The sequence below is a fragment of the Pseudomonas coronafaciens pv. oryzae str. 1_6 genome, from assembly GCF_000156995.2.
GTDB classification, from domain to species: Bacteria; Pseudomonadota; Gammaproteobacteria; order Pseudomonadales; family Pseudomonadaceae; genus Aquipseudomonas; species Aquipseudomonas tremae.
In genome coordinates, this window is record NZ_CP046035.1 from 205,614 (window position 1) to 226,359 (window position 20,746).

The window sequence follows — 20,746 nt, forward strand, 5'->3', positions numbered from 1 at the left end:
GCTGGCGTGAGGGGCGGTGGGGATGCTGTTGGCGCAGTGGCCGATTCGAGCGCTTCAGGCGTCTCTTCTCGAGGTTGTGGCGCAGGGGCGGGCGTATCGGTTTGAACGGTTTCAGCCTGCGCCGCTTCAGAAGGGTGTTCACTACCGTGCCCTTCCCGAGTGCCGAACAAGCGTTGCAGCAAGCCCTGGCGCGGCCCTTCTTCACTTTTTTCAAGCTGGCTGAGGGCCTGTCCCTGCAGGTTGCTCAACTCGCCGAGCAGCAGGGGCAGCTCGCGTGCCTGCGAGGCTCGCTCTTCGAGGTCTTTGGCGAAGCGCTTGAGTGGCTTGCGCGTCTCTCGTGACAGAGGAAGTGCCTGCAATTGCGCAACCAGTGCAGTCAGTGCCGAGCTTATCTGCCCGACCCGCACTTCACGGCGTTGCTCGGAATCCAGCACTGCTTTTTCAAGGCGCGGGATCAAGGCCGCAAGGCCGGCGTCCATGTCGTCGGTGCGGACGATTTCGCGCATTTCCTTCATGCATTCATCGACCGCCCGGTCAGAGCCTTCTGCCGCGAGGCTGCTGCGCACCAGACCGCGACGCAGCAAGTCGAGCCGCGCATCCCAGCGCTTTTCGAGCCTGTCCTGTTGCTCGATCCCTTTAAGGTATTTCTCTTTCCAACGCTCCGCGTCGTCGCTCATGCAAGGCTTCCACCAGAGGGCACAGGCAGTGAGTCCCCACGCAGTGAAGCTGGCAGGCGAATCTCGACGGCAACCGGCAGGTGATCGGAAATGGGTTGGGCCAGCACCTGCACCCGTTCGAGCGTCAGGGTCGGGCTGAGCAAAATGTGATCAAGACAACGTTGCGGTCGCCAGCTTGGAAAGGTGGCTTCGATCTGCGGCGCCAGCAGGCCCAGATCCCGCAGCGGCGAGTGTTCCAGCAGATCATTGGCGTGGGTGTTCATGTCGCCCATCAGCACTTGATGACGATAGCCGCCGATCAGTTCGCGAATGTAGGCCAGTTGCCGAGTGCGCGTGCGCGTGCCGAGGGCCAGGTGCATCATGACCACCACCAGCGCGTCCTCGCCCTCGCCGAAACGCACGAGAATGGCGCCGCGCCCGGCAGGGCCGGGCAGCGGGTGATCCTCGATCTTGGCTGGGCGCAAACGGCTCAGCACGCCATTGCTGTGCTGGGCAAGGCGCCCGAGGTTGCGATTGAGCTGTTGATACCAGTACGGGAAGCCGCCCAGTTGAGCGAGATGCTCGACCTGGTTGACGAAGCCGGAGCGCATGCTCCCGCCGTCGACTTCCTGAAGTGCCACCAGATCGAAATCGTTGATCAGCTCACCGATTTTCTGCAGGTTGCCGGCACGTCCGCCATGCGGCAGCAGATGCTGCCAGCTGCGCGTCAGGTAATGGTGGTAACGCTGTGTACTGATGCCGACCTGAATATTGAAGCTGAGCAAACGCAGCCTGCCGTCTTCCGGCAAGCCGTTTTGCATCAGATGATGTTCGTTGACCTGCGGATCATGCAGGCCAACGATACGCGGGCTACCTTTGCCCCAGCGGCGCATGACGAGCGCTTACTTGGCGGCTGCAGCAGCCGCCCGCTCTTTGGCAATCAACTGGTCGGCTACCTGCAAGGTCGCTTCCGGACCACCGGCAGAGCCCAGGTCAAAGCGGTACTTGCCATTGACGATCATGGTTGGAACGCCCGTCACTTCGTACTTCTTGGCCAGTTCCTTGTACTGCGCGATCTTGCCTTTTACGGCGAACGAATCGAACGTCTTGAGGAAGTCTTCCTTGTTGACGCCCTGAGTGGCGACGAAATCGGCCATGTCGTTCTTGTCGGTCAGACGCTTGCCGCCTTTCTGGATGGCGTCGAACACCGCAGCGTGAACCTTGTGTTCTACGCCCATGGTGTCGAGGGTGATGAACAGTTGACCATGAGCATCCCACGGGCCGCCGAACATGGCCGGGATACGGACGAAGTGTACGTCGGACGGAAGTTTTTCAACCCACGGGTTGATGGTCGGCTCGAACGCGTAGCAATGCGGGCAGCCATACCAGAACAGTTCGATGACTTCGATCTTGCCCGGCTCGGCCACAGGCACAGCGCTTTTCAGCTCGACGTATTGCTTGCCGGCCTCGATAGGCTCGGCGGCCTGGGCGGACATACCGAACAGACTGGCGGCAACCAGTGCGGCGCTGATGATCAGATTACGCATGCTTTACTCCTGAGCAGATTGGATCGCTTTCAAGCGACGGTGTTTCGACCGGGCGCGAAAGCCTGAGTTCGTTAGTGTAACGCTGAGGTTGTAAAAATGGGCGGCCTTGGATGGCCTTTTTGCATAAGGAGTGAAGCAGGTCATGTCTGAATGTTCCAGGCGTCCGCCAGAGCATTGTAATAAGGGGCGTCGAAGGTTCTGGGCGGGTGCCGCATTGCCCCGGCGGACCCGATGCTCAGCAAAAACCTTTCAGGATGAAAGCAGACTGCGTTCTAATGCGCGCATATGTCTTGCTTCGTCGTTGTTGTCGTGCAGACGGCAGGCGAAAACACACACAGAATTTGCAGCACTATATACTCTGCGCACCCCAATGAAATCGACACCTCTTGCCGCACCCTTTGCAGGCAAGGCCTTCACCGGAAATCACATGCAACTCAAAAACCCTATTCTCGGTCTGTGCCAACAGGCCACGTTCATGCTCAGCGCCGCCAAGGTCGACCAATGCCCCGATGACGAAGGTTTTGAAGTCGCATTTGCCGGTCGCTCCAATGCGGGCAAGTCGAGCGCGCTGAACACCCTGACCCACGCCAGCCTGGCGCGAACGTCCAAGACGCCAGGGCGTACGCAGCTGCTGAACTTCTTTGGGCTGGACGAAGACCGTCGTCTGGTCGACCTGCCGGGTTATGGCTACGCCAAAGTGCCGATCCCGCTCAAGCTGCACTGGCAGCGTCACCTGGAAGCCTATCTGGGCAGTCGCGAAAGCCTGAAGGGCTTGATCCTGATGATGGATATCCGTCATCCAATGACTGACTTCGACCTATTGATGCTGGACTGGGCGATCGCCAGCAACATGCCGATGCACATTCTGCTGACCAAGGCCGACAAGCTGACCTATGGCGCAGCCAAGAACACGCTGCTCAAGGTTCAGGCCGAAATTCGCAAGGGCTGGGGCGATGCTGTGAGCATCCAGCTGTTCTCTGCGCCCAAGCGCATGGGGCTGGAAGAGGCCTACACCGTTCTGGCCGACTGGATGGCGCTGGAAGACAAGGCGCCTGCGGAGTAAATCGCAAGCAAAAAAAGACCCCGGACTTCGCATGGGGAGGGGGAAGTTCCGGGGCTTAAGGTCCAGACCTTAGGGTGGGATCTGGATATATGCCAACACTTAACACAACTAGGAGCACGATGGATTTTTCAATCAATCGGAACCTCTGACTGCTCTCCAAAAGGTTAAGTTCCAGCAGTGAAGAAAAGTTCACATTTCCTTCAGGGTTTGACGAACCTTCTTACAGGTTCGTCTTTTCAGGCTCAATGTGCCTCGTCCCAATTGTTGCCGACACCCACTTCCACCAGCAGTGGAACGGCCAATTCTGCCGCACCGCTCATGTGCGGACGGATCTGCTCGCTGATCTGCTCGACCAGGTCTTCGCGAACCTCCAGTACCAGTTCGTCGTGGACCTGCAGAATGACCCGCGCATCCAGGCCGGACTCTTCCAGCCAGCCATTCACCGCCACCATCGCCTTTTTGATGATGTCTGCCGCCGTGCCCTGCATCGGCGCGTTGATTGCCATGCGCTCTGCGCCTTTGCGCAGGGACGGGTTCTTGGCGTTGATGTCCGGCAGGTAAAGGCGACGACCAAAGATGGTTTCGACAAAGCCCTGCTCGGCAGCCTGGGCGCGAGTGCGCTCCATGTAATCCAGCACGCCAGGGTAACGGGCGAAATAGCGGTCTACATAGGCTTGTGACTGCTTGCGGTCCACACCGATCTGCTTGGCCAGGCCGAACGCGCTCATGCCATAGATCAGGCCGAAGTTGATCGCCTTGGCGCTGCGGCGCATGTCATTGGTGACGCCTTCCAGTTCGACACCGAAGACTTCCGCCGCTGTCGCCCGGTGAACGTCCAGGTCGTTGCGGAACGCATGCAGCAGGCCTTCGTCCCTGGCCAGGTGCGCCATGATCCGCAGTTCGATCTGCGAATAGTCCGCTGCCAGCAGCTTATAACCCTTCGGCGCCACGAATGCCTGTCGGATACGACGCCCTTCGGCGGTACGAATCGGGATGTTCTGCAGGTTCGGGTCGCTGGAGGACAGGCGTCCGGTCACGGCCACTGCCTGATGATAGGACGTATGAACACGGCCTGTACGCGGGTTGATCTGCTCGGGCAGGCGATCTGTGTAAGTGCTTTTCAGCTTGCTCATCGAGCGGTACTGCATCAGTACCTTGGGCAGTGGGAAGTCCTGCTCGGCCAGTTCGGACAGCACGGCCTCGGCAGTAGAAGGCTGGCCGGTCGCCGTTTTGCTCAGGATCGGCATGCCGAGTTTCTCATAGAGAATCACGCCAAGCTGCTTGGGCGAGCCCAGGTTGAATTCTTCACCGGCAATCGCGAAGGCTTCGCACTCCAGTGCGGTCATCTTGTCGCCCAGTTCGACGCTCTGGATGCCCAGCAGGTTTGCATCAACCAGCGCGCCCTGGCGCTCGATACGGGCCAGCACGGGCACCAGCGGCATCTCGATGTCGCTCAGTACCGGCTGCAGGGTCGGGATCGCTGCCAGGCGCGTTTCGAATACTTCATGCAGGCGCAGCGTCAGGTCGGCTTCTTCAGCGGCATAGTTGCCAGCCTGCTCGATGGCAATCTGGTCGAAGGTCAGCTGCTTGGCGCCCTTGCCAGCGATGTCCTGAAAGTTGACCGGTGTGTGCGTGAGGTACTTGGCTACCAGGCTGTCGCGATCATGGCGGGTCGCGGTGGAGTCCAGCACGTAGGATTCCAGAATGGTGTCGAACCGCACACCTTGCAAATCGATGCCATGAGCCTGATCGCCGCCGATCGCGCAGTTGGCGAGCAGGTTGATGGCGAACTTGGCGTGCTGACCGACCTTGGTCTTGTCCGGGTCTTCGAGCAGCGGCTTGAGCGCCTTGAGCACGGTGTCCCGATCCAGCTGCTGCGGAACGCCCATGTACGAGTGGGTCAGTGGGATATAAGCCGCTTCGTGGGTCTGTATGGCAAAAGACAGGCCGACCAGCTGCGCGCGCTGGGCGTCGTTGCCGTTGCTCTGCGTCACGAAGGCGAACAGCGGGGCAGCCTGAAGCTTTTTCAGCCAGGCATCGAAACGGTCCTGCTCGAGGATGACTTCGTATGCGGCTTCTTTAGCCGCCACGGTGGGCTCTTCGACCACAAGTTCCTGCCCGGCACGCATGGCGTCGCGCTGCAGGTCTTCGATCCAGCTCTTGAATTCCAGCTCGGCGTACAGCTCCATCAGCGTGTCGCGGTCGGGCTCGCCGCAATGCAGCTGGTCCAGCTCGATGTCCAGCGGCACGTCGATCTTGATGGTCGCCAGCTCGTATGACAGGAAGGCCATCTCACGGTGTTCTTCGAGTTTGGCGGCGAGGGTCTTGGCGCCCCTGATCGGCAGGGTCGCGACCTTCTCGAGGTTGTCGTAAAGCTCCTTGATCCCGCCACCGACGCCGACCAACAGGCCGACTGCGGTTTTTTCACCGACCCCGGGCACGCCGGGGATGTTATCGACCTTGTCGCCCATCAGCGCCAGGTAATCGATGATGTGTTCCGGGCCGACGCCGAACTTCTCCTTCACGCCTGCAACGTCCAGCACGCTGCCGGTCATGGTATTGACCAGCGTGATATGCCCGTCGACCAGCTGCGCCATGTCCTTGTCGCCGGTGGAAATGACCACCGGGCGATCCGCCGCCGCGCTGCTGCGCGCCAGGGTGCCGATCACGTCATCAGCTTCGACGCCTTCGACGCACAGAAAGGGATAGCCCATGCCTTTGACGCAGGCATGCAGCAGATCGACCTGCACACGCAGGTCGTCCGGCATGCTGGGACGGTTGGCTTTGTAGTCGGTGTACAGCGCGTCCCGGAAAGTCCCGCCCTTGGCATCGAAGACCACGGCCAGCGGGCTTTCGGGGTACTGGCGGCGCAGGCTCTTGAGCATGTTCAGCACGCCCTTGACGGCGCCGGTCGGCAACCCTTTGGACGTGGTCAGGGGAGGCAGTGCGTGGAAGGCGCGGTAGAGGTAGGACGAACCGTCCACCAGGACGAGCGGCGCTTGGGTCATGAGCAGAATCAACCTTTTCGGCGGGGTCGGCGCTAGAATGCACGGACCATTGACGACAAAGGGACAAGGTTATCATGCGCAAGGTAAATCGACTGTTATTGACCGGCCTGTTGGCGCTTTGCCCTTTGCTTGCCGTGGCAGCGGAAGATCCGCCGTCGGCAGCGCCGGACGTTACCATTCGCACCGACGGCGACAGAACCATCAAGGAATATCGCCAGAACGGCTTCCTGTATGCGGTGAAGATCACCCCGAAGCACGGCAAACCCTATTTTCTGGTGCGCGCCGATGGTACAAGCCCTAACTTCATTCGTTCGGACCAACCGGATATGCTGATCCCTCAGTGGGAAATATTCAGCTGGTAGCACCCTTACATTCACTTTAATTGTTGGCAGTCCTGATATGTCCGTTTTTACCCCACTGGCTCGGCCCGAGCTGGAAACATTTCTCGCCCATTACGGGCTCGGCCGTTTGCTTGACTATCAGGGCATTGCTGCCGGTAGTGAAAACACCAATTACTTCATCAGCCTGGAGCAGGGCGAATTCGTCCTGACACTGGTCGAGCGCGGTCCTGTCCAGGAAATGCCGTTCTTCATCGAGCTGCTCGACGTGTTGCACGATGCCAGCTTGCCGGTGCCCTACGCTTTGCGTACCACTGACGGTCAGGCCCTGCGCGAGCTGGCGAACAAGCCTGCGCTTTTGCAGCCGCGCTTGCCGGGCAAGCATATCAGCGAGCCCAATACCCAGCATTGCGTACAGATCGGCGAACTGCTGGCCAATCTGCATCTGGCGACCCGCGAGCAGATTCTGGAGCGCAAGACCGATCGAGGTCTGGAGTGGATGCTTAGCGAAGGCCGCAATTTCCTGTCGCACCTGGGGGATGCCCAGCGCACGTTGTTGGAAACCAGCCTTCAGGAAATCGAAGACCTCAAGCCGCAGATCATGGCACTGCCGCGCGCCAACCTGCATGCCGACCTGTTTCGCGACAATGTATTGTTCGAAGGGACGCACCTGACCGGGCTGATCGACTTTTACAACGCCTGTTCGGGGCCGATGCTCTATGACTTGGCGATCGCGCTCAACGACTGGTGCTCACGCGAAAACGGCCAGCTCGACGCGGTCCGCGCGCGCGCCTTGTTAGGCGCCTATGCCGGCTTGCGTTCGTTCACTGCTGCGGAATCAAAGCTTTGGCCAACCATGTTGCGCATAGCTTGCGTGCGTTTCTGGCTGTCACGTTTGATCGCTGCCGAGACATTCGCCGGGCAGGATGTGCTGATCCACGACCCTGCGGAGTTCGAGCGCCGCCTGGCTGAGCGCCAGACGCCACACATCGCTTTGCCGTTTGCGCTCTGACTGACGTCCAGGCAACTGAATGAGCGTCCCCACGCCCCGCCTGCTTGCGAAGACGGTGTGTGAGTCGATGTATTTTCGTCGATTACACAGTCCCCTTCGCGAACAAGTTCGCTCCCACAATGCCCTGTGAGCAACTTGTGGGAGCGGACTTGTCCGCGAATAGGGCAGTACATTCACTGCATTTTCTGTGTCTGGCTATCGCCTTCGCGAGCAAGCGAAGCGTTGCCCGGCTCGCTCCCACGACCTCCGGCCAAAGTCAGAGGCGCACGCTGCGCCTCACATTCAAGCCTTCAAAGACTGCTCAGGCAACCCGCCAGATCATTCGCCAGCTTTTCCAGCATCTGCTCGTAACCCTGCGCAGTGGCCGGGGTGTAGCCGCCCAGCCCGTCGAGTTCCGCAAGCTTGACCGGCAGGCCTGCGCTCAGGGTCTCGGCCAAGCGTGGGCGCAGCGGCGGTTCGCTGAATACGCAGGTCTTGCCCACCGCCTTCAGGCGCTCGCGCATGGCGGCGACGTGCTGTGCGCCGGGCTGGATCTCGGCTGCGATGGCGAACACGCCCGCGTGCTTGAGCCCGTACGCTTCTTCGAAATAGTCGAATGCCTCGTGGAAAACGAAGTAAGGCTTGCCTGCAACAGCACTCACGCGACCCTTTATGCGCGCGTCCAGCGCATCGAGACGCTTGCTGAACGCTTCGGCGTTGCTGGTGTAGCGAGCCGCATTGGCCGGGTCTGCAGCGCTCAGGTCAGCAGCCATCTTCGCTGCGATGACCCGCGCGTTTACTGTCGACAGCCATAGGTGCGAGTCGAGACTGCCAGGTCGGTGATCGTGGTCATGCTCATCTGCATCGTGGTCATGGGCATGATCGTGATCATCGTGAGAAGCGTTGTCTTCACCAAAGTGGCGCAAGTGCATGCCTGGTAGCGATTGCACGGCTACCGAAGGCAACTTGCGGCCCTGAAGCACGCGCGGCAGGAAGGTTTCCATGTCCGGGCCGATCCAGTAGAGCAAATCGACTTCCCCGACGCGCCGTACGTCGGACGGGCGCAGAGCGTAGTTATGCGGTGATGCTCCGGGCGGCAACAGCACCTCCGGCTTGCCGACACCGTCCTGCACAGCCGCTGCAATCAGCTGCAATGGCTTGATACTGGTCAGTACTCTGACCTCGGCCTGAGCAGGAGCAACGATCAGCAGGCTGACCCACAAAACAGCAAGTAGATTGAAAAGACGACGCACGCGAATCACTCATATAAGTCAGGAACAGGTAACATAATAACGTCTCTAGCCAATATCGTCGCTGCTCATGCCCAATACCCCCCTGGCCAGTCGCCCCCATGATCATTCCCACTGCGTTCATTCGGCGCTCGCCGAAGCCGACGCTTTGTGCATAAAGCAGGGGCTGCGCCTGACTACATTGCGCCGTCGCGTGCTGGAACTGGTGTGGCAAAGCCACAAGCCACTGGGTGCCTACGACATCCTGGCGGTTCTCAGTGAAGAAGACGGTCGCCGCGCTGCACCGCCTACGGTTTATCGCGCGCTGGATTTCCTGCTCGAGAATGGTCTGGTCCATCGTATTGCCTCGCTCAACGCCTTCACCGGCTGCAATCACCCGACGCACGCGCATCAGGGCCAGTTCCTGATCTGCCGTGTGTGCCATGCCGCTATCGAGTTGCAACACCCCGCGATCAGCAATGCCGTGGTCGACGCGGCTGCCGGCGTGGGCTTCGCGGTTGAAGGCCAGACGGTCGAGATCGTCGGCGTATGCTCCGGCTGCAAGGCCGCCTGATGACAGATGCATTGATACGTCTGGAGCAGGTTGCCGTCACGCTGTCCGGGCAAGTGGTGCTGGACAACATCCAGCTCAGCGTGCGCCCCGGTGAAATCGTCACCTTGATCGGCCCTAATGGCGCAGGCAAGACCACGCTGGTGCGCGCCGTTCTGGGGTTGCTCAAGCCCGATTCGGGCACGGTCTGGCGCAAACCGAAGTTGCGTGTCGGTTACATGCCGCAAAAGCTGCACGTCGATCAGACCCTGCCACTGTCGGTGCTGCGCTTCCTGAGGCTGGTGCCCGGTGTGAGTCGTGCTGCCGCACAGTCGGCGCTCGAAGAAGTCGGTGCCGAGAAAGTCATCGACAGTCCCTTGCAGGGCATTTCCGGTGGTGAGATGCAGCGCGTCTTGCTGGCCCGCGCCCTGTTGCGCGAGCCGGAGCTGCTGGTGCTCGACGAACCCGTGCAGGGTGTCGATGTGGCCGGGCAGGCCGAGTTGTACAGCCTTATCACCCGGCTGCGCGATCGCCACCGGTGCGGTGTTCTGATGGTGTCCCACGACCTGCATCTGGTCATGAGCACGACCGATCAGGTGGTGTGTCTGAACCGCCATGTGTGCTGCTCCGGTCATCCCGAACAGGTCAGTCATGATCCGGCGTTCGTTGAATTGTTCGGCAAGAATGCGCAAAGCCTGGCGATCTATCACCATCATCACGACCACGCTCATGACTTGCATGGTGCGGTGGTGACTGACGCCGCTACGCACCCCCACACTCACGTTCATGGAGACAACTGCAAGCATGGCTGATTTTCTACTGTATGCCTTGCTCGCAGGCGTTGCCCTCGCTGTAGTTGCTGGTCCGCTCGGGTCTTTTGTGGTCTGGCGGCGCATGGCGTACTTCGGCGACACACTGTCCCACGCCGCGTTGCTCGGCGTGGCGCTTGGCTTTTTGCTGGACATCAGCCCGACCATCGCAGTGACATTCGGTTGCCTGTTGCTGGCAGTGGTGCTGGTGACGCTGCAACAACGCCAGCCGCTGGCGTCGGACACATTGCTGGGTATTCTGGCGCCGAGCACCCTGTCGCTCGGGCTGGTGGTGCTCAGCTTCATGCATGAAGTACGCATCGACCTCATGGCCTACCTGTTCGGTGATTTGCTGGCAATCAGCCCTGATGACCTGGCCTGGATCCTGGGCGGCAGTGCGCTGGTGCTGGTGCTGATCGTTGCGCTGTGGCGACCGCTGTTGGCGATAACCGTGCATGAGGAACTGGCACGTGTCGAAGGCCTGCCTGTCGCCGCACTGCGCATGGCGCTGATGCTGTTGATTGCTGTGGTGATCGCGGTCGCGATGAAAATCGTCGGGGTCTTGCTGATTACCTCGCTGTTGATCATTCCGGCAGCTGCGGCACAACGTCACGCCCGCTCACCGGAACAGATGGCATTGGGCGCAAGCGTGCTGGGCGTGATTGCAGTGTGTGTCGGGCTGTCATTATCATGGTTCAAGGACACCCCGGCAGGACCGTCTATAGTGGTATCCGCTGCGGCGTTGTTCTTGCTCAGCTTTGTTCTACCCAGGCGAGCGGTGTAGACTTGCTCGTTTTTTGCGCAAACTAGAGAATCGCAGGAATGAAGCCGCTCGCCCCACGCTATCTGCTGCTGGTCGCATTTTCCATCCTGTTGGGTGCCTGTCAGAGCGCGCCTGATGCCGAGACGCCTGCGTCCGATGTTCAGCCTGATGCCTTTGCGCAACTGGAACAGAACATCGCCAGCAACGAGCTGGCGACCGCAGAGGATCAGCTCGCTACGTTGCAGGCTGCCAATGCTTCGGACATCCGTCTTGAGCCTTTTCAGCGCCGTCTGGCAGAGGCATACCTGAGTCGCAGCCAGATCAGCCTGCAAAAGGGCGACATGAACGCAGCGGCCAGTGCGCTGAGCCGCGCCCGAGCATTGATGCCCAAGGCGCCGGCGCTGACCAGCGGAGTCAACGGCGCTATTGCTCATGCGCGCAAGGCAGAGCTGGAGAAAGCCGAAGCGGATTTGAAAGAGGCTGAAGCACGAAGAGTGGCCAAGCTTGTCGATCCTTCTGCAGAAAGTACGACGATTGACCTGAAAATCGGCGATATGCGTGCACTGCGCCGTCAGCTGGACGACATCGCGGCAGATACCGTGGCGTTCAATTGTGATGTGCTGTTAGTGGTGCCACGCACTGAAGATTACCCGTGGCTGGCTACATTGCTGACCAAGCGGGTGGTCAAGGCCAATCCGGATTTTGAGCTGCAATTGCGCCGGGAAATCGAGCGCAATGAAAAAGCGCACATTATTCTGACACCTGCCAAGTCCTGACCTGCTGTTTCAAAAGCGGACTTTCAGGCACTTATCGTTCCTCACGCTCCGCGCGGAAATACCGTGCGTGACGCTGTGCATGGCAAATCCCCACATTTGCTTTTTGCTCGGTTGCGCCCCCCCCCCCAAAAAAAACCCCCCCCCCCCCACCCAACCAACACCGCCCCCCCCCCCGGCGGGGGGGGCCCCGCTAATCTAGCCACTCAGGCGTTTAGATCAAGCCGGAACAGCCTTGGCTTTCACTTCACGATCCCATACGCGGTGTTGTGCCATCGCATCGAAGAAGGTTTCGAACGACTTGGTGTCGGACACAACCAGCAATCCTGCGTCTTCTTCCAGTCTCAGCAAGCTCAGCAGATCCTTGGCTTCCCCGGCAACGGAGATGGCCTTGAGGTGCTTGTAGGCTTCCAGGATGAAGTGCAGCGCAACGCCATCGGTGCTCAGGGCTTTTACCGAGTCCGCGCCGCCTGGTACGAATACCGCGTCGAATGCTACCGAAGGCAGGCCTTCCGCCGAAGCGTCCACTGGCAGGCTCTTGCCGTCAGCAGTCTTCACCGGTGCAGACGTCGGGCCGAGTACCTTGGCGTGTGCACCCTTGGCAGTCAGCGCGGCTTTCATGGCTTCGACCGCCTTGCCGTCTACGCCATTGGCCACGAGGATGGCAACTTTGCGCGAAACGATATCGCCAGACAGCAGGTTGACCTGACTTAGCGCCGGCGATTCTTTCACCGAGGTCGAACGTGCAGGCACGGTTCCGGCTGTTGGTGCCGGCAGGCCCAGGTTGGCTGCCACTCGGCTGGCCAGTTCCAGATCGATGTTGGCCAGAATCTCGTTGACCTGACGGGCACGGATGTACTCGCGCTCGACCTTGCCCAGCTCGAAGCTGTAGGCCGCGATGATGTGCTCTTTCTCGTGGTGGCTCATGCTCTGGAAGAACAGGGTGGCCTGAGAGAAGTGATCGCCGAACGACTCGCTGCGCTCACGTACCTTGTGCGCTTCGACGCGCTCAGGGTAAGTCTCGAAACCACCGTCCACTGCGGCCGCTGGCGTTTCTTTCGGCCAGCCGCCATCGATCGAGTTCGGCTCGTAGGAAGCACGGCCCTTGTCGATGGTGGTGCGGTGCTGGGCGTCGCGCTGACCGTTATGGTTCGGTGCAATCGGACGGTTGATCGGGATCTCGTGGAAGTTCGGACCACCGAGGCGACTGATCTGCGTGTCAGTGTAGGAAAACAGTCGACCTTGCAGCAGCGGATCGTTGGAGAAGTCGATGCCTGGCACGATATGGCCTGGGCAGAAGGCGACCTGTTCAGTCTCGGCGAAATAGTTGTCCGGGTTACGGTTGAGCACCATTTTGCCCAGCGGGGTAACCGGCACCAGCTCTTCCGGGATGATCTTGGTCGGATCAAGCAGATCGAAGTCGAACTTGTGTTCGTCTTCCTCGGCGACGATCTGCACGCCCAGTTCCCACTCTGGGTAGTCGCCCATTTCAATGGACTCCCACAGGTCGCGGCGGTGGAAATCGGTGTCCTTGCCGGCCAGCTTCTGTGCTTCGTCCCAGACCAGCGAGCACACGCCGAACTTGGGCTTCCAGTGGAATTTGACGAAAGTGGATTTGCCTTCGGTATTGATCATGCGGAACGTGTGGATACCAAAGCCCTGCATGGTGCGCAGGCTTTTCGGGATGGCACGGTCAGACATGGTCCACAGCACCATGTGTGCGGATTCCGGCACCAGCGACACGAAGTCCCAGAAGGTGTCGTGCGCCGAACCACCGGTAGGGATTTCATTGTGCGGTTCTGGTTTTACCGCATGCACGAAGTCAGGGAACTTGATCGCGTCCTGAATGAAGAAGATCGGCATGTTGTTGCCCACCAGATCGAAGTTGCCTTCGTCGGTGTAGAACTTGACCGCAAAGCCACGCACGTCACGCACGGTGTCGCCCGAGCCACGGGGGCCCTGAACGGTCGAGAAGCGTGCGAAAACCGGGGTTTTCTTGCCCGGATCACGCAGGAAGCCTGCTTTACTCAGTGCGCCCTGGTCTTCGTACGTCTGAAAGTAGCCATGGGCTGCGGTGCCGCGGGCGTGGACGATACGCTCCGGGATGCGCTCGTGGTCAAAGTGCGTGATTTTTTCACGCATGATGAAGTCTTCGAGCAGCGAAGGGCCGCGACTGCCGACTTTCAGGGTGTTCTGGTTGTCGGCGATCTTGACGCCGTGGTTGGTGCGCAGCGCCTGGCTGGTCGCGTCCGAACGAAACTGCTCAAGGCTCTCGAGCTTGGCGTTGGTGTTGCCCCGGTCCAGTGTGTCGGTGCCTGCCATTTCGCTTTTGGGTGTAGAGGTAATGGGCGGATTTTTCTCGCTAGCCATCAGAAACAACTCCTTATCTGGACCCAATCGTTGAGTTGGGTTCGCTGATTACGACTTCCCTGATGCAAGCGGGAAATCACGGTATCGAGAAAGTGACAGGTGCAGGAAACAGCCGTTCAGTTCAATTGAGCGCGTTTAGTACCAACGGTCGCGTTATGCCCAATACACAGACCCGCTTGCAAATAAATGCTAAGCACAGCGGGCAGGACAGGCTAAAATGCGCGCCCGGCTCAATCTGGCCGAGGTAACGAAGCAGGTGGAGCATGATCCACTGCGCTGATTTTTTAACGCGCCCCCACAAGGTTCGCTCCGTGATCGAGTTTCATAACGTCCACAAAACCTATCGGGTGGCAGGCAAGGAAATACCGGCCTTGCACCCCACCAGCCTGCGCGTCGACGACGGCCAGGTATTCGGCATCATTGGCCATTCAGGTGCTGGCAAAAGCACCCTGCTGCGCCTGATCAACCGGCTCGAAACCCCTAGCGGCGGGCAGATCGTGGTTGATGGCGAAGACGTCACGGCACTCGATGCCAACGGCCTGCGCCGCTTTCGGCAGCAAGTCGGGATGATCTTCCAGCACTTCAATCTGCTGGCCTCCAAAACCGTAGCCGACAACGTTGCGATGCCCCTGACCCTGGCGGGCGACATGCCGCGCAAGCAGATCGATCAGCGCGTGGCCGAGTTGCTTGAGCGGGTCGGGCTGTCCGATCACGCTAAAAAGTACCCGGCTCAATTGTCTGGCGGTCAGAAGCAGCGCGTCGGCATTGCCCGCGCTCTGGCGACCAAACCCAAGATCCTGCTGTGCGACGAAGCCACCAGCGCGCTGGACCCGCAGACCACTGCGTCGGTCCTGCAACTGCTGGCCGAGATCAATCGCGAACTGAAACTGACCATCGTGCTCATCACCCATGAAATGGACGTGATTCGTCGCGTCTGTGATCAGGTGGCGGTCATGGACGCAGGCGTCATCGTCGAGCAGGGCAGGGTGGCGGATGTGTTCTTGCACCCGCAGCACTCGACCACCAGGCGTTTTGTGCAGGAAGACGACCAGATCGATGAAAACGAACAGCGTGACGACTTCGCTCATGTAGAGGGCCGAATCGTGCGCCTGACCTTCCAGGGCGAGGCAACCTACGCGCCGCTGCTGGGCACCGTAGCGCGTGAAACCGGTGTCGACTATAGCATCCTGGCCGGTCGTATCGATCGCATCAAGGACACCCCTTACGGCCAACTCACGCTGGCGATCACCGGTGGCGACATGGACGCTGCCTTCGCGCGGTTCACCGCTGCCGATGTCCATATGGAGGTGCTGCGCTGATGGACGCTTTTCTGAACCTGTTTTCCAACGTTGACTGGTACGAGATATGGGTCGCCACCGGCGACACCATGATCATGCTCGTTGTGTCGCTGGGCTTCACCGTCCTCTTAGGCCTGCCGCTGGGCGTATTGATGTTTCTGACGTCGCCTCGTCAGTTGCTGGAACACAAACAGCTGTACGCCACCGTCGGCCTGATCGTGAATATGCTGCGTGCGTTGCCGTTCATCATTCTGCTGATCGTGATGATGCCGCTGACTGAAATCATCACCGGCACATCGCTGGGTATTCTGGGCACGTTGCCGCCGCTGATCGCAGGCGCCACGCCGTTTTTTGCGCGTCTGGTAGAAACCGCGTTGCGTGAAGTGGACCGCGGCATCATCGAAGCCACTCAGGCTATGGGCGCCACCACCCGGCAGATCATTCTCAAGGCGCTGCTGCCAGAAGCGCGGCCCGGCATTCTGGCGGCGATCACCGTGACCGCCATTGCGCTGGTGTCTTTCACCGCGATGGCAGGTGCGGTTGGCGCTGGCGGGCTTGGTGACCTGGCTATTCGTTACGGTTATCAGCGTTTCCAGAACGATGTGATGTTTGTGACGGTCGTATTGTTGCTGGTGCTGGTGCAGATACTGCAAACCATCGGCGACAGGCTGGTTGCGCACTTTACGCACCGCTGATCGAATCAGTTGGCATCGGCCCGTTACGTGCGGGCCTCAAAGGAGTTGTTGCATGAAAAAACTATTGGCCGTACTGGCCGCTGTTACTGCCTTGTCCGCGCAGGCCAACGAAACCCTGACCGTGGCTGCTTCGGCCGTGCCGCATGCCGAAATCCTCGAGTTCGTGAAACCGACGCTCGCCAAAGAGGGCGTAGACCTGCAGATCAAGGTATTCAACGATTACATCCAGCCGAACGTACAGGTTTCGCAAAATCGTATGGACGCCAACTTCTTCCAGCACCAGCCGTATCTGGACGAGTACAACAAGGGCAAGAATGCCGATCTGGTGGCTGTGGCCAAGGTTCACATCGAACCTTTCGGCGCGTATTCGGACAAGATCAAGTCCCTCGCAGACCTGCCAAGCGGTGCCAACGTCGCGTTGCCTAATGATGCCACCAACGAAGGTCGTGCATTGTTGCTGCTCGCCAAGGCGGGTTTGATTACGCTGAAAGACCCTACCAACATCCTGTCCAAGCCTTCTGATGTGGTCAACAACTCGAAAGACCTGAAATTCCGCGAGCTGGAAGCCGCTACGCTGCCGCGTGTGCTGACTCAAGTCGATCTGGCGCTGATCAACACCAACTATGCGCTGACGGCCGGGCTTGACCCAACCAAGGACGCGCTGATCCTCGAAAATGGCGATTCGCCTTACGCGAATATTCTGGTAGCCCGTCCGGACAACAAGGACTCGGACGCCATGAAAAAGCTGGCCGCCGCTCTGCAAAGCCCGGAAGTCAAAACCTTCCTCGCCGAGAAGTACAAAGGCGCTGTGATTCCGGCGTTTTGATCTGAACTGATCGAGGCTGGAGATTCGGACGCTTTAATCCTTCTCCAGCAACCCCGGAAGCTGTTTCACCAGTTTTCGGGTATTCAGCGGGGCGCGAATAAAGCCTCGCTGAGTGCCGTCCGGGCCGATCAGGGCCAGGTTGCCACTGTGGTCGACAAAGTAGTTCGGTTTGCTGGTATCGGCGGGTATGAACGGAATGCTCACGCTGTTGGCCAGTTTCTGGATGTCGGCCACCGGCCCGGTCAAGCCGACGTAGTGCGTGTCGAAATAGCCCAGATATTGTTTGAGCTGCTGCGGGGTATCGCGGGCGGGATCGACACTGACCAGCACCACACGCATTCGCTTGACGGTTGCTTCAGGAAGCTCGCTGCGAATCTGCTTTATCTGCGCCAAGGTCGTCGGGCAGATATCCGGGCAGAAGGTGTAGCCGAAAAACATCAATGTCCACATGTCTTTCAGCCCATCAAGGGGCATGGCAGCGCCGTTCTGGTCGATCATGCTCAGCGCTGGCAGTTGCCGGCTTTTCGGTAGCAGAACAATACCTGCGTCATTGAGCGCTGCCTGGCTGGCTGGCCCGTCATCGGGCAGCAAGCGGCTGACGATCAGCCCCAGAATGAGCGCAACCAGCGCGGCAACGATAAAAACGGTCTTCTGGGTTCTGGTCATGACTTTGGCTGGATGGCGTGGGTTGGGAATGATGGACTATATCCAAGGCAGAACCTAGGGCGTGGTGACGTCGAGCAATGTATAGGCAAGCGTCAATTGCCTCACATCTGCAGGCAGATCGCGATCAACGATGAAACGCACCGGCATTTCAATGCGTTCGCCTGGCTGCAGAGTTTGCTGGGTGAAACAGAAGCATTCGGTCTTGTGAAACCAGGCCGCTGCCTTGCCGGGTGAAATACCCGGTATTGCCTGGGCCTTCATCGGCTTGTCCGTGGGGTTTTGCGCTATGAAGATCATTTCATTGATCGCGCCCGGATGCACAATCATCTGCCCGGCACGCGGATAGAACTGCCAGACCATGCCCGCTGCAGTCGTAGCGGCAAAACGAACCTCGACCTGACGGGCTGCATCAATCGGCTGGCTGTAGGCATCGGCGGTCTTGTCATGTCCGCTTACGGCTCGTATCAGCCAGTCATAAAGCGGCGGCAGTGCATATCCGCACGTGAACATGATGATCAGCAGCAGTATCAGCCGGCCAGCGAAGCGGCTTCGCGAAACAGATCGAGTCATGCGGGCTCACTTTTACATCAGTCTGTGTGTCGGGAAAGGGTTGATCGACATCAGAATAGCCGGTCTGCGCAAAAGGTAAGGCCGGCCATTGCCTCCGGGCCTTGCAGCAATTCTGAGCATGCCGTTTATAACCAATCGGGCGGCCAGAGCCCTGTTCGATATAGCCGATATATATAAACGTGCACCAGTTATGACAAAAACGTCTTAAGCATTTAGTTAATCAAGCTAACGTATGACTTTCCTTAACCAAACCACGGGGTTCAATACCCTCGGGAGTGCCTGACGCCATGAACACCGCCGCATTGCGCGAGCAGATACAACAAGCCCATCAACATGAGGCCCGAACCGGCCACCTATTGCAGCAACTGGAACAAAAGCTACCCCATCTTCATCCAGCCATCCACTTGCCGGATGTCGATGCAAAAGATGTTCTGACGCGGTTTGTCACCGCTTATATCGATCTGGTGCCGGACCTGCTGGACGCCGCTCATGATGTCGCGGTGGAAGCCGGGATTGAAGGGCAGATCAAGCCGGTGTTGAAGATTGCCGAGCAATTCTTTGCCGCCCCGCCAGCCTGTATGACCGGGCATGAGGGGTTGGAAGGCCTGCTGGATGAGGCTTATCTGGCGCACAGGCTGGTCGAGGAAGTGAACGATCTGTACATCAAGCATTTCGGTCAGCCGCTGATACCGTCCAACACCACGGTGGCCAGCGTGATCGCGCATCAATTGATTGGCGAGCAATTTGCCAACCAGCTGGACGAGGCGGTCCATCATGCGGTGGATCAACTGCTCGATGAGGACAGTTTCGCACTGGACTCTGTGGAGGCGTATCGCGAGAAATTGATAAGTCCTGATACGGGAGCCGCGTGGAAGCGTTGGCCAAGCCTGTCCCGACAACTTGGCATCGGTCTGGAGCTGGAACGCTCCGTCGTCTGACTCAGGCGCCCGACTGAATGTCTTCGCCAGCAATGGAAGGGGCCCGACAGTGCTCCGCTGCTACGCGAAGACCCATCCGACCCCCATCATTTCCAGGTAGCGGCGATCAGCTTGCGGCTGAACCGATACCCGTTGTCGTGTGGATGCGCCCTTCCAGACGACGCTTCAAACCGCGCGGCTCGATGACCAGCCGGGTTCCATGAGCGGCGTTGGAACGCCCCCACTCTTCCAGCAGTTCAAGGCAGGAGTGATCGATATAGGACAGGTTGCCCAGCGGCACATGCAAGGTGCTGCCTTGCGCAATCGTGCCCAACGCCTTGGTCAGTGCCGGCACCTTGAGAAAGGTTGCTGCACCTACCAGACGCAGTTCGTAGTCTTTTTCGCCTTCCAGTTTCACAACATTGATTTTCAAGCGTGACGCCTTGAACGCCAGCTTCACCAGTGTCATGCCGAAACCGACCAAAACGCCAGTCAGCAAATCGGTGAAGATGATCGCCACAGCGGTTGCTGCATAAGTGAACATCGGCATCCGGCCATAACGACCCAAGCCACGAAATGCCTTGAGATCGACCAGTTTCAGACCGGTATAGACGAGTACGCCAGCCAGACTTGCGACCGGAATGCTTTGCAGTACGCTTGACAGCAGCAGCACGAATGCTAACAGCCATGTGCCGTGAAGGATGGTCGAGTAACGGGTTTTTGCGCCGGCCTGAACATTCGCCGAGCTGCGCACGATAACGCCGGTCATCGGCAGCGCGCCGAGCAGGCCGCAGAGCATGTTGCCCACGCCCTGAGCACTCAGTTCCTTGTCGAAGTCGGAACGCTCGCCGCTGTGCATGCGATCGACCGCCGACGCAGACAACAGCGTTTCAGCACTGGCAATGAATGCCACCACGACTGCAGCAATCAGGATTGCCGGGTCAGCCAGGTTCATCAGGTCCGCCGGACGCAGCCAGTCAATAGCGTCGGCCAGGTTGTCCGGCACTTCAACGCGCTTGACCTGCAGGGCCAGGAACAGGCTTATACCGGTTGCGATACCGACACCCAGCAAGGCGCCGGGGACGAAGCGCAAGGATTGAGGACGAAATTTTTCCCAGCTCCACATGATCAGCATGGTGCCCAGACCGAGCATGCCGGCTTGCATGCCGGTGCCTGGCCCGATGGCCTGCATCACTGTGGCGGGGAAGCCGATCAGGTTATGCAGCCCGGAAGGTTGCGGGCCGCTGTCGAACATCACATGAGCCTGTGACAGAACAATCAGAACACCGATACCCGCCAGCATCCCGTAAACCACCGCGGGTGCCGTGACCCGGAACCAGCAGCCCAGCTTGAAGCGTCCGGCGAGCAACTGGAGCAGCCCGGCCAGCAGCAGGATTGGCCCCAGCATGGCCATGCCATGCTCACGCACGACTTCGAAGACCAGCACCGCCAGACCTGCGGCAGGACCACTGACCTGCAACGGCGAACCGGCTATCCAGCCGACGACCAGACCACCAATGATGCCGGTGATCAGACCTTTCGCTGGCGGCATGCCAGAAGCGATCGCGATCCCCATGCACAGCGGCAAAGCGACCAGGAACACGACCACGGAAGCTAAAAGCTCCCGTGGCAAGGCGGATTTCAGTTCTGCAATTCCCATGACGCTTCTCCGTGATT

The 20,746-nt window shown here is 59.3% G+C and carries 19 protein-coding genes and 1 pseudogene; 11 read left to right on the plus strand and 9 right to left on the minus strand.

Annotated features, from left to right (window positions below; all coding sequences use genetic code 11):
- Positions 1-116: 116 nt before the first annotated feature.
- From POR16_RS26945 to POR16_RS01010, 3 genes and pseudogenes are all read right to left on the minus strand, one after another.
- Positions 117-677, minus strand: a pseudogene (locus tag POR16_RS26945) (hypothetical protein); the annotation flags it as partial.
- Complete coding sequence (locus POR16_RS01005) at positions 674-1,549, minus strand: endonuclease/exonuclease/phosphatase family protein (protein WP_005887975.1); 876 nt, start codon at positions 1,547-1,549, stop codon at positions 674-676. The gene POR16_RS01005 and the pseudogene POR16_RS26945, both read right to left, overlap by 4 nt.
- Before the next feature lie 9 nt (positions 1,550-1,558).
- A complete protein-coding gene (locus tag POR16_RS01010; RefSeq protein ID WP_005887977.1) occupies positions 1,559-2,203 on the minus strand; it encodes a thiol:disulfide interchange protein DsbA/DsbL in 645 nt (214 codons plus the stop codon).
- 427 nt (positions 2,204-2,630) lie between these two features.
- Between POR16_RS01010 and yihA the strand changes: the two genes are divergently transcribed.
- A complete protein-coding gene (gene yihA / locus POR16_RS01020) occupies positions 2,631-3,266 on the plus strand; it encodes a ribosome biogenesis GTP-binding protein YihA/YsxC (RefSeq protein WP_005887979.1) in 636 nt (211 codons plus the stop codon).
- 242 nt (positions 3,267-3,508) lie between these two features.
- Here yihA and polA read toward each other — a convergent pair whose 3' ends face one another.
- Positions 3,509-6,274, minus strand: a complete 2,766-nt coding sequence (gene polA, locus POR16_RS01025) for a DNA polymerase I (RefSeq protein ID WP_005887981.1) — start codon at positions 6,272-6,274, stop codon at positions 3,509-3,511.
- A 74-nt stretch (positions 6,275-6,348) separates the two neighbouring features.
- Here polA and POR16_RS01030 point away from each other — a divergent pair, with 74 nt between their 5' ends.
- Positions 6,349-6,636: a DUF2782 domain-containing protein gene (locus POR16_RS01030; protein ID WP_005887983.1), complete on the plus strand. Its 288-nt coding sequence runs from the start codon at positions 6,349-6,351 to the stop codon at positions 6,634-6,636.
- A gap of 37 nt (positions 6,637-6,673) precedes the next feature.
- Positions 6,674-7,624 (plus strand): homoserine kinase, encoded by a 951-nt coding sequence (locus POR16_RS01035; RefSeq protein ID WP_005887984.1) that lies wholly within the window; start codon positions 6,674-6,676, stop codon positions 7,622-7,624.
- Positions 7,625-7,914: 290 nt separating this feature from the next.
- Here POR16_RS01035 and znuA read toward each other — a convergent pair whose 3' ends face one another.
- The gene (znuA, locus tag POR16_RS01040; protein ID WP_005887986.1) at positions 7,915-8,856 is read right to left on the minus strand and encodes a zinc ABC transporter substrate-binding protein ZnuA; all 942 of its coding nucleotides are present in this window, start codon (positions 8,854-8,856) and stop codon (positions 7,915-7,917) included.
- A gap of 67 nt (positions 8,857-8,923) precedes the next feature.
- Between znuA and POR16_RS01045 the strand changes: the two genes are divergently transcribed.
- The 4 genes from POR16_RS01045 to POR16_RS01060 are packed head-to-tail and all read left to right on the plus strand — an operon-like array spanning position 8,924 to position 11,730.
- On the plus strand, positions 8,924-9,406 hold the full coding sequence (locus tag POR16_RS01045; protein ID WP_005887988.1) for a Fur family transcriptional regulator: 483 nt from the start codon (positions 8,924-8,926) through the stop codon (positions 9,404-9,406).
- On the plus strand, positions 9,406-10,194 hold the full coding sequence (gene znuC / locus POR16_RS01050) for a zinc ABC transporter ATP-binding protein ZnuC (protein WP_005887990.1): 789 nt from the start codon (positions 9,406-9,408) through the stop codon (positions 10,192-10,194). The genes POR16_RS01045 and znuC overlap by 1 nt, the downstream gene beginning before the upstream one ends.
- On the plus strand, positions 10,187-10,975 hold the full coding sequence (gene znuB, locus POR16_RS01055) for a zinc ABC transporter permease subunit ZnuB (RefSeq protein ID WP_005887992.1): 789 nt from the start codon (positions 10,187-10,189) through the stop codon (positions 10,973-10,975). Before znuC ends, znuB begins: the two co-directional genes overlap by 8 nt.
- 38 nt (positions 10,976-11,013) lie before the next feature.
- The gene (locus POR16_RS01060; RefSeq protein ID WP_005887994.1) at positions 11,014-11,730 is read left to right on the plus strand and encodes a PA5502 family lipoprotein; all 717 of its coding nucleotides are present in this window, start codon (positions 11,014-11,016) and stop codon (positions 11,728-11,730) included.
- A 216-nt stretch (positions 11,731-11,946) separates the two neighbouring features.
- Here the strand turns inward: POR16_RS01060 and katE are convergent, their stop codons facing one another.
- The gene (gene katE, locus POR16_RS01065) at positions 11,947-14,097 is read right to left on the minus strand and encodes a catalase HPII (RefSeq protein ID WP_005887996.1); all 2,151 of its coding nucleotides are present in this window, start codon (positions 14,095-14,097) and stop codon (positions 11,947-11,949) included.
- A 311-nt stretch (positions 14,098-14,408) separates the two neighbouring features.
- Between katE and POR16_RS01070 the strand changes: the two genes are divergently transcribed.
- The 3 genes from POR16_RS01070 to POR16_RS01080 are packed head-to-tail and all read left to right on the plus strand — an operon-like array spanning position 14,409 to position 16,916.
- A complete protein-coding gene (locus POR16_RS01070) occupies positions 14,409-15,416 on the plus strand; it encodes a methionine ABC transporter ATP-binding protein (RefSeq protein WP_024669171.1) in 1,008 nt (335 codons plus the stop codon).
- The gene (locus POR16_RS01075) at positions 15,416-16,090 is read left to right on the plus strand and encodes a methionine ABC transporter permease (RefSeq protein ID WP_005888000.1); all 675 of its coding nucleotides are present in this window, start codon (positions 15,416-15,418) and stop codon (positions 16,088-16,090) included. Before POR16_RS01070 ends, POR16_RS01075 begins: the two co-directional genes overlap by 1 nt.
- A 52-nt stretch (positions 16,091-16,142) precedes the next feature.
- A complete protein-coding gene (locus tag POR16_RS01080) occupies positions 16,143-16,916 on the plus strand; it encodes a MetQ/NlpA family ABC transporter substrate-binding protein (protein WP_005888002.1) in 774 nt (257 codons plus the stop codon).
- Positions 16,917-16,949: 33 nt separating this feature from the next.
- Here the strand turns inward: POR16_RS01080 and POR16_RS01085 are convergent, their stop codons facing one another.
- Together POR16_RS01085 and POR16_RS01090 are read right to left on the minus strand one after the other, a co-directional pair.
- Entirely contained in the window at positions 16,950-17,582 is a 633-nt protein-coding gene (locus POR16_RS01085) for an SCO family protein (RefSeq protein ID WP_005888004.1), read from the minus strand.
- A 54-nt stretch (positions 17,583-17,636) separates the two neighbouring features.
- Complete coding sequence (locus POR16_RS01090) at positions 17,637-18,152, minus strand: cytochrome c oxidase assembly protein (protein ID WP_005888006.1); 516 nt, start codon at positions 18,150-18,152, stop codon at positions 17,637-17,639.
- Positions 18,153-18,439: 287 nt separating this feature from the next.
- On the opposite strand from POR16_RS01090, the gene POR16_RS01095 reads away from it, so the two are divergent.
- On the plus strand, positions 18,440-19,090 hold the full coding sequence (locus POR16_RS01095) for a hypothetical protein (protein ID WP_005888008.1): 651 nt from the start codon (positions 18,440-18,442) through the stop codon (positions 19,088-19,090).
- Between the two features lie 106 nt (positions 19,091-19,196).
- Here the strand turns inward: POR16_RS01095 and POR16_RS01100 are convergent, their stop codons facing one another.
- Positions 19,197-20,729 carry a SulP family inorganic anion transporter gene (locus POR16_RS01100; protein ID WP_005888009.1) on the minus strand — a complete coding sequence of 511 codons (1,533 nt, stop codon included), beginning with the start codon at positions 20,727-20,729 and terminating at the stop codon, positions 19,197-19,199.
- Positions 20,730-20,746 lie beyond the last annotated feature (17 nt).

What these genes read in the sequence shown, in the direction of transcription:
- POR16_RS01005 (WP_005887975.1), bottom strand. Translation starts at nt 1,549, where the DNA reads ATGCGCCGCTGGGGCAAAGGTAGCCCGCGTATCGTTGGCCTGCATGAT.
- POR16_RS01010 (WP_005887977.1), bottom strand. Translation starts at nt 2,203, where the DNA reads ATGCGTAATCTGATCATCAGCGCCGCACTGGTTGCCGCCAGTCTGTTC.
- yihA (WP_005887979.1), top strand. Translation starts at nt 2,631, where the DNA reads ATGCAACTCAAAAACCCTATTCTCGGTCTGTGCCAACAGGCCACGTTC.
- polA (WP_005887981.1), bottom strand. Translation starts at nt 6,274, where the DNA reads ATGACCCAAGCGCCGCTCGTCCTGGTGGACGGTTCGTCCTACCTCTAC.
- POR16_RS01030 (WP_005887983.1), top strand. Translation starts at nt 6,349, where the DNA reads ATGCGCAAGGTAAATCGACTGTTATTGACCGGCCTGTTGGCGCTTTGC.
- POR16_RS01035 (WP_005887984.1), top strand. Translation starts at nt 6,674, where the DNA reads ATGTCCGTTTTTACCCCACTGGCTCGGCCCGAGCTGGAAACATTTCTC.
- POR16_RS01045 (WP_005887988.1), top strand. Translation starts at nt 8,924, where the DNA reads ATGCCCAATACCCCCCTGGCCAGTCGCCCCCATGATCATTCCCACTGC.
- znuC (WP_005887990.1), top strand. Translation starts at nt 9,406, where the DNA reads ATGACAGATGCATTGATACGTCTGGAGCAGGTTGCCGTCACGCTGTCC.
- znuB (WP_005887992.1), top strand. Translation starts at nt 10,187, where the DNA reads ATGGCTGATTTTCTACTGTATGCCTTGCTCGCAGGCGTTGCCCTCGCT.
- POR16_RS01060 (WP_005887994.1), top strand. Translation starts at nt 11,014, where the DNA reads ATGAAGCCGCTCGCCCCACGCTATCTGCTGCTGGTCGCATTTTCCATC.
- katE (WP_005887996.1), bottom strand. Translation starts at nt 14,097, where the DNA reads ATGGCTAGCGAGAAAAATCCGCCCATTACCTCTACACCCAAAAGCGAA.
- POR16_RS01075 (WP_005888000.1), top strand. Translation starts at nt 15,416, where the DNA reads ATGGACGCTTTTCTGAACCTGTTTTCCAACGTTGACTGGTACGAGATA.
- POR16_RS01080 (WP_005888002.1), top strand. Translation starts at nt 16,143, where the DNA reads ATGAAAAAACTATTGGCCGTACTGGCCGCTGTTACTGCCTTGTCCGCG.
- POR16_RS01085 (WP_005888004.1), bottom strand. Translation starts at nt 17,582, where the DNA reads ATGACCAGAACCCAGAAGACCGTTTTTATCGTTGCCGCGCTGGTTGCG.
- POR16_RS01090 (WP_005888006.1), bottom strand. Translation starts at nt 18,152, where the DNA reads ATGACTCGATCTGTTTCGCGAAGCCGCTTCGCTGGCCGGCTGATACTG.
- POR16_RS01095 (WP_005888008.1), top strand. Translation starts at nt 18,440, where the DNA reads ATGAACACCGCCGCATTGCGCGAGCAGATACAACAAGCCCATCAACAT.
- POR16_RS01100 (WP_005888009.1), bottom strand. Translation starts at nt 20,729, where the DNA reads ATGGGAATTGCAGAACTGAAATCCGCCTTGCCACGGGAGCTTTTAGCT.